The organism is Nostocoides sp. (genome assembly GCF_035343835.1).
Taxonomy (GTDB): Bacteria; Actinomycetota; Actinomycetes; order Actinomycetales; family Dermatophilaceae; genus Nostocoides_A; species Nostocoides_A vanveenii.
On sequence record NZ_DAOQZV010000087.1, the window covers coordinates 1 to 11720 of the forward strand.

Here is an 11720-nt window from a genome sequence, read left to right on the forward strand (position 1 = left end):
GCTGACTGCCTGCGCGCCGCCGGCCCCGCCGGCCGGCGGGGTCGCCGCCCTGAAGTTGCCGACCGACGTCTCCGAGACCGAGAAGATCTGCCGCTGGTCGAACTGGACGGCCTACCTCGACTACGACGAGGAGACCAAGACCTACCCGACCCTGGAGGCCTTCAACAAGGAGTCCGGGATCCACGCGACCTACAGCGAGGACATCGAGGACAACGACACCTATGTCTCCAAGGTCAAGCCGCAGTTGCAGGCCGGGCAGGACATCGGCGCCGACATCTTCACCTTGACCGACTGGATGGCCAACCGAATGATCCAGGAGCGGCTCGTCCAGCCGCTGGAGTTGATCCGGATGCCGAATGTCGCGGCAAATATGCTGCCGACGCTGAAGGAGGTCTCCTTCGACCCGGGCCGCAACAACTCGGTCACCTGGCAGAGCGGGTTCGCGGGGATCGGCTACAACAAGGCCAAGATTGGGCGCGACCTGAAGTCGCTCGATGAGTTGTTCACCGACGAGCTCAAGGGCAAGGTCACCGTCCTGTCCGAGATGCGCGACACGCTCGGGCTGATGATGCAGTGGCAGGGCGTGGACATTTCTGGCAACTGGGGCAAGACAGAGTTCGACAAGGCGCTGGAGAAGTTCAACCAACTCGTCAGCGACAACTACATCCGCCGGATCAAGGGCAATTCCTATCTCAACGACCTCAAGAGTGGCAATGCCGTCGCGGGGATCGTCTGGAGTGGTGATCTGTTCATTCTTCGGGCCGAGACCGAGGACCCGAACTGGCAGTTTGTCATCCCTGAGTCCGGGGGCACCTTGTGGTCAGACAACATGATGGTCCCGATCACCTCGACCCATCGGCGCAATGCCGAGGAGTTGATCAACTACTACTACGACCCCGAGGTCGCGGCGCAGGTCGCGGCCTATGTCAACTATGTCTCCCCAGTCCTGGGCGCCCAGAAGGTATTGGCCAAGACCGATCCAGAGCTCGCGGACTCACCGTTCATCTTCCCCGGTGAGGACTACATCAAGGAGCACCACATCCAAGGGTTCCGGGCGTTGACTCCCGAAGAGGATGCCGACTACAGCGCCGCGTGGGCAAAGGTGGTGGGCAACTGATGTCCGGATTTCGCGAAGCCAAGGGTGACCTGGAGATCGAAAGCGTCACCAAGTCCTTTGGCGATTTCAACGCCGTCGACGATCTGACTCTGGTCGTTCCGCGCGGATCGTTCTTCGCCCTGCTCGGTCCGTCCGGCTGCGGCAAGACGACGACCTTGCGGATGGTCGCCGGCCTGGAGCAGCCGACGTTGGGGCGCATCCTGATCGGTGACACCGATCTGACCGGCTCCCGCCCGTATGAGCGCCCGGTCAACACCGTCTTCCAGAGTTATGCCCTCTTCCCGCACCTGACGGTCCGGGACAATGTGGCCTTCGGCCCCAAGCGGCGCGGCGCCAAGAATGCGCTCCAACTTGCCGACGAGGCTCTCGACTTGGTGCAGCTGCCGCACCTCGCGTCGCGGAAGCCGGCGCAACTTTCCGGTGGTCAGCAACAGCGCGTCGCGGTCGCCCGGGCCCTGGTCAACCGGCCGGAGGTGCTTCTGCTCGATGAGCCGCTCGGCGCTCTCGACCTGAAATTGCGCCGCCAGATGCAGGTCGAGCTCAAGCGCATCCAGACCGAGGTGGGCCTGACCTTCATCCACGTCACCCATGACCAGGAAGAGGCCATGACCATGGCCGACACCGTCGCGGTCATGAACCACGGCCGCATCGAGCAGATGGGCCCCCCGGCCGCGATGTACGACCTGCCGGTCACGGCCTTCGTCGCCAATTTCGTGGGCCAGTCCAATCTCGGACGTGGGCGCATCACCGATCGCGACGGGGACTTCCTCGTTGTCGACGTGCACGGATCCACGGTGAAGGTGCCCCATCGACGCAGCCAAGTACAGAGCGGCGACATCCTGTTCGGCGTCCGGCCCGAGAAGGTCCGCATCCATCGCGACCGGCCGACCGGGGTCGGCAACGACATGGCCGCGACTGTTCTGGACGTCTCGTTTACCGGTGTCGCGACCCAATATCTCGTCACGGTTGCCAGCGGGGCGACGTGGAGCGTCTACGAACAGAATCTCGATGTCGAGCCGATCGACCTCAAGCCCGGTGACCGCGTGTGGATGTCGTGGGATCCGGGGCACGCCTTCGGGGTCCCGGCCGAGAACGCCGAGGTCCCGCAGGGGCCGGTGCTTGCCTCCGAGGCCACCTCGTCCGATCCGTCCAGCGGCCCGGCGCTGCAGGACGCTCAATGAGTGCGCTGGCCCATGCCGGCGGCGGTGGCGGGCACCCCGCGGCAACCGGCCCCGATCAGGCCAAGCGTGGCAGCTGGCTGCCTTATCTGCTGCTCCTGCCCGGCTTGCTCTGGCTGGCGATCTTTTTTGTCGCGCCGCTTGTCCAGCTCTTCACCGTCAGCCTGCAGTCGAAGCTCAAGGGCTATCCCGGCTACTACTACCGCGACCTGAACTTCCACAACTATTGGTCGGCCCTGACCGAGTTCGCGCCGCACTTCGGCCGGTCGCTGCTGTTTGCCGGCTTGGCGACCTTCTTCGCCTTCTGCCTGGCCTACCCGCTGGCGTATGCCATGGCCTTCAAGGCCGGCAAATGGCGCGGGGTGATGATGATCTGCATCATCGCTCCCTTCTTCACCAGCTTCATGCTGCGCACCATCGCCTGGCGGCAGATCCTTGCCGACGAGGGCCCGGTCGCCTCGACGTTGAACTTCCTTCATGTGCTCCCCGGCGGCCGGATCACCGAGACGTGGATGGCGGTCGTCGCGGGCTTGACCTACAACTTCCTGCCCTTCATGGTGTTGCCGATCTATGCCTCGCTGGAGCGGGCCGATCCGCGGGTCATCGAAGCCGGTGGCGATCTGTATGCCAATGGCTTCACGACCTTCCGGACCGTCACCTTGCCGATGAGCATGCCGGGCGTCATCGCGGGCACCCTACTCACCTTCATCCCGGCCGCCGGTGACTATGTCAACGCCGAACTACTCGGCTCCGACCGGAGCACCAAGATGGTCGGCAATGTCATCGAGAGTCAGTTCTTCAAGGTGCCGGGCGGCTTCCCGATCGCGGCCGCCCTTTCCTTCACCTTGATGGCTCTGATTCTCGCAATGGTCTTTGTCTATATCCGCCGCTTCGGGACGGAGGAGTTGCTGTGAGCACCGCGTCCCCTGACACCGCTCTCGCCTTCCGTCCGTCGCCCGGCCGCCGCGCCCAGGCGTGGATCGCCAATCGCTTCGCGATGATCGCCGCGATCCTGGTGTTGCTCTACCTCTTTGTCCCGGTGGGCTACACCTTTGCCTTCTCCTTCAACAACTACCGCAAATCCAATATCACGTGGAACTCCGAGGGCAGCCCGACGCTGAAGCACTGGAAGAACCCGTGCGGTGCGCCCGGCGTGTGCGAGGCCCTCGGCAACTCCCTCAAAATCGGCCTGATCGCCACCGTGATCGCGACCATCCTGGGGACACTCATCGCCTTCGCGCTGGTGCGTTACCGCTTCCGCGGCCGGGCGAGCGGAAATGTGCTCGTCTTCATCCCGATGGCGACTCCCGAAATCGTGCTCGGCGCGAGCCTGCTCACGCTCTTTGTCCAGGGTTTCTCGCGCGTCGGCCTGCGGCTGGGCTTCTGGACGATCGTCATCGCCCACATCATGTTCTGCATCTCCTTCGTCGTGGTGACCGTCAAGGCCCGGTTGCAGAGTCTTGATCCCCGTCTGGAGGAGGCCGCCCAGGACCTGTATGCCGGCCCGCGCGCGACCTTCCGCTACATCACCTTGCCTCTGGTGCTGCCCGGCATCGTGGGCGCCGCCCTGCTCTCGTTCTCGCTGTCCTTCGACGACTTCATCATCACCAACTTCGTCTCCGGCAACGAGACGACCTTCCCCAAGTTCGTCTATGTCTCCTATCTGCGCGGGATCCCCGCCCAGGCCAATGTGATCGGCTTCTCGATGTTTTTCATCGCCGTGCTTCTTGTCATTGCCGGCCAGCTGATCGGCAACGCCCGCAAGAAGACCTGACCTCCCCGCGTAGCGGTCCCCCTTATCCCTTCGTTGTCAGGAACCCCGAGTGGCCATCACCGAACTCACGCCGGCGGCGCCAGCCGCGTCCGGCAAGGGCCTCAAGGCCGGCGCTCTCGGCCTGGTCGGCAGCGTCATCGTCGGCATCGCCTCCACTGCCCCGGCCTATTCGCTCGCGGCGACCTTGGGCTATGTCGTCTCCGGCGGGGCGGGGTTCAAGGCGCCGGCAATCATGCTGCTCGCCTTCATCCCGATGTATTTCATCGCGGTCGCCTATCGCGAGTTGAACGAAGCCGAGCCCGATTGTGGCACCACCTTTACCTGGGCGACGCGCGCCTTCGGCCCGGTCGTGGGCTGGATGGGTGGCTGGGGAATCATCGCCGCCGACGTCATCGTGATGGCCAATCTGGCTCAGATCGCCGGCGCATACTCCTTCACTCTGGCCAATGAACTCGGCATTCACAACAGCCTCGACCAGAGCACCGGCTGGTCCACCTTCGCCGGGCTGGTCTGGATCGCCGTGATGACCTATATCTGCTATCGCGGGATCGAGGTCTCCGCGCGCTTGCAGTATGGCCTGCTCGGCATCGAGATCGTCACGCTGGTCGTCTTCGCCGTCGTGGCCCTCGCCAAGGTCTACGGCGGAACGGCACCCGATGGCTCCCAGCACCCTCATCTCTCGTGGCTGTGGCCCGGCGGGTTATCCATGTCCGTCTTGTCCTCCACCGTCCTGCTTGCCGTCTTCATCTACTGGGGCTGGGACACCGCCGTCTCGACCAATGAGGAGGCCGACGACCCCGGCAAAACGCCGGGCCGCGCTGCGGTCATCTCCACCCTGCTTCTCTTGGTCACCTACATCCTCGTGAGCGTTGCCGCGGTGGCCTTCGCCGGCGTCGGGGACACGGCGCACGGCTTGTCCAGCCCCGACAATGCCGCAGACGTGTTCAACGCGATCGGACCGACGCTCTACGGCGACAGCTTCTTCGGCAAGGCCGGCCTTGCCCTGCTCGCCATCTCGATCCTCACCAGCGCCTCGGCCTCAACCCAGACGACGATTCTCCCGACCGCCCGGACGGCGCTGTCGATGGCGGTCTATAAGGCCATTCCCGGGAAGTTTGCCCGGATTCACCCGCGCTACCTCACGCCGACCTGGTCGACCATCGGAATGGGTCTGGTCTCGGCCGCTTTCTACTTGGGTATGACGGCGATCAGCCCCAACATTCTGGCCGCCCTCATCGGCGCCATCGGCCTGCAGATCGCGTTCTACTACGGCCTGACCGGCATTGCCTGCGCCTGGTTCTACCGCCATTCCCTGGGCACTCCGCGCCACCTGATCAACCGCGGGATCATTCCGCTGGCCGGCGGCATCTTCCTCTTCACGATGTTCGCCTACGCCCTCAAGACATATGCCGCTTCCGACTACCTCACCGACGACGCCGGGGCGAATGTCACGATCTTCGGGATCGGGGCGGTCGCCGTTGTCGGCATCCTCGCCCTGCTCGCCGGCCTCGTCCTCCTCGCTATTCAGCGGATGGTGGCCCCGGCGTACTTCCGCGGGGAGACTCTCCCGCAGCGCAGTTCGGCCGACCTGATCCTGGCCGGTGAGCAGCCGATCGGCGTCGAGCCGATCACCTTGCCCGATTCGCGTGAGGCTACCGTCATCGCCCCGGATCTCGGCAACCTGCCCCGGGGCGCGGAGGCGGTCGACCCGCTCACGGGAGAGCGCTTCATACGTCCCGAAAAACCACAAAAATGAGTGTAAGAGAACGGAATTTGTGATGCGCATCCTGATGATCGGTGCCGGCGGGGTCGGTGACGCCGCGGCCAAGATCGCCGTCGAGCGCGACTTCTACGACGTCTTCGTGGTGGCCGACTATGACATCGAGCGGGCCCGCCGCACGGTGGCGTCGGTGCAGGCGAGGCAGCCCGGCGAGAACCGCTTCCATGCCGTGACCGTGGACGCCTCGGACGAGAACGCGGTGGCCGCCGCGATCCGGCTGACGGGCGCCACACACGTGCTCAACGCGGTGGACCCGCGTTTCGTGATGCCGATCTTCAATGGCTGCCGGACCGCTGGTGCGAACTATCTCGACATGGCGATGAGCCTGTCGTTGCCGCACAAGGACGCGCCCTACGACAAGGCCGGGGTCAAGCTCGGGGATGAGCAGTTCGCTCAGGCCTCGGACTGGGAGGGCGCCGGCCGCCTGGCACTCGTGGGCATTGGCGTCGAACCGGGGCTCTCCGACGTCTTCGCGCGGTATGCCGCCGACCACCTCTTCAGCAGCATCGACGAGCTGGGCACGCGGGACGGCGCCAATCTCGCCTACTTCCGGCCGGACGGCACCGAGGGTTTCGCGCCGGGCTTCTCGATGTGGACGATCATCGAGGAGTGCCTCAACCCGCCGGTGGTGTGGGAGAAGTCGCGGGTGGTCGGCGGGAATGTCGAAACCGGCTTCTTCACCCTGCCGCCCTTCAGTGAGCCGGAGGTCTTCGACTTCCCCGAGGGCATCGGCCCGGTGGAGTGCGTGCACGTCGAGCACGAGGAAGTCCTGCTCATGCCCCGGTGGCTGGACGCCGAGCGCGTGACGTTCAAATACGGCCTGGGCGAGCAGATGATCTCGATCCTCAAGGCGCTGCATACGCTCGGCCTGGACAGCAAGGACCCGGTGACCATCAAGGGGATCCAAGTAGCCCCGCGCGACATCGTCGCGGCGGTGCTCCCCGACCCGGCCACCATCGGGCCGCAGCTGACCGGCAAGACGTGCGCCGGAGTCATGGTCACCGGAACGGGCGTCGACGGCCAGCCGCGATCGACCTACCTCTACCACGTGGCCGACAACGAGGTCACAATGCGTGATTACGACGCCCAGTGTGTGGTCTGGCAGACGGCCTTCAACCCGATCGTCGCGCTGGAGTTGCTCGCGACCGGCGCCTGGGCGGGCGCGGGCGTACGCGGCCCAGAAGCCTTCGACGCCGCACCCTTCCTGGAGTTGCTGGCGGCGCCCAAGCCCGAGGGCTACGGCATCGAGTGGGGCATCGAGGAACGGTAGGGGAGCGGTCAGAGCGCGTCGACGAGGTGAGCAACGTCCACGCCGTGACTGTGCCGCGCGCCGGCCAACTCGACATACCGGCTGGCGAGCTGGTCCTTGCCGGCGCCAAGCACCGCGCCGACGGCGCCGAGGTCGTGCACGACGCGCTCGGTGGGCACGACGGACGCGATGCGTCGCCAGAGGGCGGCTTCGAGCGCATTGAAAGCGGTCTGCACCTCTTCGATGCGCACGCCGGCGTGGAAGCGATCCGAGGCCACGTGGTAGGCGTGCTCGGCAAAGTGGAGCGGACGCTCGGTCTCGAGGCTGGTGAGCACCGCGTCGAGCAACTCGTGCAGGCGTGCCTCGAGGTCGTGGGCCTCGAGTTCGAGATAGTGGGGCAGTCGCGCGAGCCGAACGGTGTCGGCAGCCTCGGCGACGACATCGGCGGCATGCGGGCGCACGCGTTCGCTGATCATCATGGGAGAGTTGACCTTTCGTCGGATCTGGGCGACCACGACGCTGGAGCCGGTGGCCACTATCAGCCACACTCACGATGGTACTCCCGGGTAAACAACGCGCCGAATCCGCCTGACGCGGCCCGGTCCGTAGGATGCGACGCATGACTCGCTATGGCGCGCAGTTCGGGCCCGACATCACCTTCCTCGGTGTGGACCGGTGCGACCTGGACGATCCCGAGTCGTATGCCGATGCCGACGTCGTGATCCTCGGCGCGCCCTTCGACGGCGGCACTTCCCACCGCCCCGGCACGCGCTTCGGCCCCCAGGCGATCCGGATGACCGACTACCTCCCGCACGACGGGTCGCGCCCATCGCTGGCGCTGCGCGTGGACGGACTGCAGGATCTGCGCGTCGTCGACGCGGGTGATGTCGAGATGTACTCGGGGGCCATCGAGACGGCGCTGCCGGCGCTGGAGGCGGCCGTCACCAAAGTTGCGTCGGCAGGGGCGATCCCGGTCGTGCTCGGCGGCGATCACTCGATCGCCTTCCCGGACGCCAAGGGGTGCGCCAATGTGCTCGGGCACGGGCGGGTGTCGATGATCCACTTCGACGCGCACGCCGACACGGGCAATATCGAGTTCGGTTCGCTCTGGGGACACGGCCAGCCGATGCGGCGGCTCATCCAGTCCGGTGCCCTACGGGGAGATCGCTTCCTGCAGATCGGGTTGCGCGGCTACTGGCCGCCGCCAGAGACGCTGGACTGGATGGCCGATCAGCGCATGCGCTCTTTCGAGATGACCGAGATCGTGCACCGTGGTCTCGAGGAGTGCTTGACCGAGGCCTTCGCGATCGCCACCGATGAGTGCGACGGCGTCTTCCTCTCCGTCGACATCGACGTCTGCGACCCGGGGCACGCACCGGGCACTGGGACGCCCGAGCCGGGCGGCCTCTCGGCCCGCCAGTTGCTCGATGCCGTCCGCCGGATCTGCCTCGAACTTCCCGTATGCGGTGTCGACGTCGTCGAGGTCAGCCCGCCCTACGATCACGCCGATATCACCGCTGCTCTGGCGAATCGCGTTGTCCTAGAGGCACTCTCGGCGATCGCCCGGCGGCGCAAGGATGCCCGCGACGGCACCACCTGGGATCCCGCCCTGCCGCTGCTGTCGGGCCGCGCTGCCGAGATCCCCCACGGCCACCTCGGGCACGACCACAGCCACTGACCCACCCCGCACAGTCAAGGACAACGTATGGCGCTCACCCAGAAGTCGGTCATCGAGGCCGTCCCGACCGGCCTGTTCATCGGCGGCACTTGGCGGGAGGCGAGTGGCGGCACCCGCTTCGATGTCCACGACCCAGCGACCGGGGCCGTCCTGACGACGTGCGCCGATGCCACACCCGAGGACGGGATGGCCGCGCTCGACGCCGCGGTCACGGCGCAGGCGTCCTGGGCCAAGGTCGCGCCGCGCGAACGCTCGGAAATGTTGCGGGCGGCATACGAAAAGCTGACGGAACGGGCGGAGGAGTTCGCCCTGCTGATGACTCTGGAGATGGGCAAGCCGCTCGCCGAGGCGCGCGGCGAGGTCGCCTATGGCGCGGAGTTCTTCCGGTGGTTCGCCGAGGAGGCCGTGCGTGTGCACGGGCGCTACTCGGTGGCACCCAATGGAGCGACCCGGCTCCTGACGATGAAGCAACCAGTCGGCCCGACCTACATGATCACGCCGTGGAATTTCCCGCTCGCCATGGGGACGCGCAAGATCGGCCCGGCGATCGCGGCCGGCTGCACGATGGTCGTCAAGCCGGCCCACGAGACGCCGCTGTCGATGCTCGCCCTCGTCGAGTTGCTGGAGGAGGTCGGGGTGCCTGCGGGCGTGGTCAATGTCGTGACCACGACGCACTCCGGCGCGCTGTCGGAGCCGATCATCCGTGACCCCCGGCTGCGCAAGCTGACCTTCACCGGCTCGACCGCGGTGGGCAAGAAGCTGGTGGAGCAGTCGGCCGAGCAGTTGTTGCGGCTGTCGATGGAGCTGGGCGGGAATGCGCCCTTCATCGTCTTCGCGGACGCCGACCTCGACAAGGCGGTCGACGGGGCGATGCTGGCCAAGATGCGCAATATCGGTGAGGCGTGCACCGCGGCCAATCGCTTCTTCGTTCAGGAGTCGGTGGCGGCGGCTTTCGCCGAGAAATTCGCGGCAAGGATGGGCGCGCTGACCGTCGGCAAGGGCACCAAGTCCGGCATCGACGTCGGCCCGCTGATCACCGCCAAGGCCCGCGACGGCGTGCACGAGTTGGTGCTCGACGCGGTCGGCAAGGGCGCGCGGGCGCTGACCGGCGGGGACGCGGTGCCGGGGCGGGGTTACTTCTACGCGCCGACGGTGCTCGCCGATGTGCCAGCAGACGCCCGGGTGCTCACGGAGGAGATCTTCGGCCCGGTCGCCCCGATCGCGACCTTCACCGATGAGGCGGACGCAATCGCGAAGGCCAATGGCACCGAATACGGGCTGGTGGGGTATGTCTTCACCAACGACTATGCCCGAGTGATCCGGGTCGCCGAGGCGCTGGAGTTCGGGATGGTCGGTATCAACACCGGCATCGTCTCCAACCCGGCCGCGCCCTTCGGCGGGGTCAAGCACTCCGGCTTCGGCCGCGAGGGCGGCTTCGAGGGGATCGACGAGTACTTGGAGACGAAGTACGTCGGCCTGGCGTTTTAAGTCACCCCACGAGGTTCTCGCTCCTTCGTCGCTCGATACCTCGCGGGGACCCCGACAGAAGTCGCCCCACTCGCCCGAGATGCCGGCCGGACGTGCGCGGTCGTCAGTCGAAGATGCGGACGCCGGGGCTGAGTTCGGCGACCCGCTCGCGCAGCCAGATGCGGGTCCGGTCGGCGACGCCCCACGGGTCGATGGTGTTGACATAGATCCCGGAGTTGCCCTCGAAGCCGGCGGGCGTCGAGATGCGCCACTTCAGCAGGGCCCGTAGCGGGATCGCGTGCTGCTGACTCGGAGCGCGGTAGTGCCACTCCTCGTTGACCGGCAGGTGCGGACCCATGGCGACATGGCAGGCATGCAGCAGCGCGGAGAAGTCGGCGAGCTCGGCCGTGCTGAGGTTGGCGAGGTCGGAGTCGGGGCGCCGCAGCCATACCTCCAGAGTCGGGAAGCGGTGGCCGACGCCGGCCGCCGCGAAGCCGGTGGACGTCTCGGCGACGAGCAATCCGTTCTCGGTCAGCAACGTCAGGTAGTCCTCGACGAGCCGCGGCCGGGTCCGCAGCCGGTCGGCGTCCAAGGTTCGCGCGCGTCCCAGCTCGTCGATCGCGACCAGCTGCTTGTGGAGATGGTCGAAGGAGGCGCCCGCCGGGCGAAGCCAGTTCTGGAAGACGATGACATTGCGCACGCTGGCCGTCTTCTCGTACAGCCGCAGCGCCGCCGCTCGGGTGAAGTCGATGAACTGGTGGTGCTCATCCGGGGTGAGCGTGCCGGACGAGGCCAGGAGTGCGTTGTCTGCGCGGTCGTCGGTCAGGTGGCGGCGGGCGATGACGACATCGTGGAAGCCACCGAAGATCCCACTGCCGATGATGGCGTCATCGCCGCGATCCAGCAGCCAGGGCGCATGGCGCGCGATCAGCGCCAGCACCTGTTCGCGGCCCCCGGGTGAGGTGAAATACGCTCGGCGGCAAGCGATTTCGCGGTCCGAGATCTGATAGCTGTGGTTGGTGCGCCAATAGTCGAGCGAGAGGATCGGGAAGAGATTCGGGATGAGCCTGAAGTCCGCGGTCGTCTCGAAGAGCCGCTCCGCGGGCAAGTCGTATGCCGTTTCCCACCCCCGCGCCATGCGCACCCGGCGTGCCTTCTCCGGCGGTGTATCCAGGTAGCGGTCCGGGCAGAACGCGCACAGGGCGTTGCGCTGAGCCGGGTCGACGGGCACGACCTCAGCGACCGGTTGGTGGAGGGGGCGATGGCCACGGCCGGGGATGGTCCAGACATGTGTGCCGGTGAAAGGGTTGACCTGCTTGACCGTTCCGTCGGGGAGCTTCGTCAGCGGCGCGACCACGAGCGACAGCGTAGCGACGAGCCGCCGCGAGACGAGGCGCCGCGTGACGAGGCGCCGCGTGACGAGGCGCCGCACGACGAGTCGCCGCGCGATGAGGCGCCGCGCGATGAGTCGGCCCAT

General features: G+C 66.5%; 10 protein-coding genes. 8 read left to right on the forward strand and 2 right to left on the reverse strand.

Going from position 1 to position 11720, the window contains the following annotated elements; translation table 11 throughout:
* The 6 genes from PKH97_RS08045 to PKH97_RS08070 all read left to right on the forward strand — a co-directional run.
* A partial coding sequence (locus PKH97_RS08045; RefSeq protein WP_324386890.1) for a spermidine/putrescine ABC transporter substrate-binding protein occupies window positions 1–1117 on the forward strand: 1117 nt, incomplete at its 5' end.
* Entirely contained in the window at window positions 1117–2298 is a 1182-nt protein-coding gene (locus tag PKH97_RS08050) for an ABC transporter ATP-binding protein (protein WP_324386891.1), read from the forward strand. The genes PKH97_RS08045 and PKH97_RS08050, both read left to right, overlap by 1 nt.
* A complete protein-coding gene (locus PKH97_RS08055) occupies window positions 2295–3209 on the forward strand; it encodes an ABC transporter permease (protein ID WP_324386892.1) in 915 nt (304 codons plus the stop codon). Before PKH97_RS08050 ends, PKH97_RS08055 begins: the two co-directional genes overlap by 4 nt.
* Before the next feature lie 83 nt (window positions 3210–3292).
* Window positions 3293–4069, forward strand: a complete 777-nt coding sequence (locus PKH97_RS08060; protein WP_324386899.1) for an ABC transporter permease — start codon at window positions 3293–3295, stop codon at window positions 4067–4069.
* A 49-nt stretch (window positions 4070–4118) separates the two neighbouring features.
* Entirely contained in the window at window positions 4119–5825 is a 1707-nt protein-coding gene (locus tag PKH97_RS08065) for an APC family permease (RefSeq protein WP_324386893.1), read from the forward strand.
* 22 nt (window positions 5826–5847) lie between these two features.
* The gene (locus tag PKH97_RS08070) at window positions 5848–7119 is read left to right on the forward strand and encodes a saccharopine dehydrogenase C-terminal domain-containing protein (RefSeq protein WP_324386894.1); all 1272 of its coding nucleotides are present in this window, start codon (window positions 5848–5850) and stop codon (window positions 7117–7119) included.
* An 8-nt stretch (window positions 7120–7127) separates the two neighbouring features.
* Here PKH97_RS08070 and PKH97_RS08075 read toward each other — a convergent pair whose 3' ends face one another.
* Window positions 7128–7634 carry a hypothetical protein gene (locus PKH97_RS08075; RefSeq protein ID WP_324386895.1) on the reverse strand — a complete coding sequence of 169 codons (507 nt, stop codon included), beginning with the start codon at window positions 7632–7634 and terminating at the stop codon, window positions 7128–7130.
* 83 nt (window positions 7635–7717) lie between these two features.
* Here PKH97_RS08075 and speB point away from each other — a divergent pair, with 83 nt between their 5' ends.
* Together speB and PKH97_RS08085 are read left to right on the forward strand one after the other, a co-directional pair.
* Window positions 7718–8776 (forward strand): agmatinase, encoded by a 1059-nt coding sequence (gene speB / locus PKH97_RS08080; RefSeq protein ID WP_324386896.1) that lies wholly within the window; start codon window positions 7718–7720, stop codon window positions 8774–8776.
* Window positions 8777–8803: 27 nt separating this feature from the next.
* Window positions 8804–10264, forward strand: coding sequence for an NAD-dependent succinate-semialdehyde dehydrogenase (locus PKH97_RS08085; RefSeq protein WP_324386897.1), 1461 nt, complete (start codon window positions 8804–8806; stop codon window positions 10262–10264).
* 103 nt (window positions 10265–10367) lie between these two features.
* Here the strand turns inward: PKH97_RS08085 and PKH97_RS08090 are convergent.
* On the reverse strand, window positions 10368–11720 hold a 1353-nt coding region (locus PKH97_RS08090; protein WP_324386898.1), incomplete at its 5' end, for a DUF4921 family protein.

Coding starts and splice junctions, on each gene's coding strand:
- PKH97_RS08070 (WP_324386894.1), top strand. CDS start 5,848: ATGCGCATCCTGATGATCGGTGCCGGCGGGGTCGGTGACGCCGCGGCC.
- PKH97_RS08050 (WP_324386891.1), top strand. CDS start 1,117: ATGTCCGGATTTCGCGAAGCCAAGGGTGACCTGGAGATCGAAAGCGTC.
- PKH97_RS08060 (WP_324386899.1), top strand. CDS start 3,293: ATGATCGCCGCGATCCTGGTGTTGCTCTACCTCTTTGTCCCGGTGGGC.
- PKH97_RS08085 (WP_324386897.1), top strand. CDS start 8,804: ATGGCGCTCACCCAGAAGTCGGTCATCGAGGCCGTCCCGACCGGCCTG.
- PKH97_RS08055 (WP_324386892.1), top strand. CDS start 2,295: ATGAGTGCGCTGGCCCATGCCGGCGGCGGTGGCGGGCACCCCGCGGCA.
- speB (WP_324386896.1), top strand. CDS start 7,718: ATGACTCGCTATGGCGCGCAGTTCGGGCCCGACATCACCTTCCTCGGT.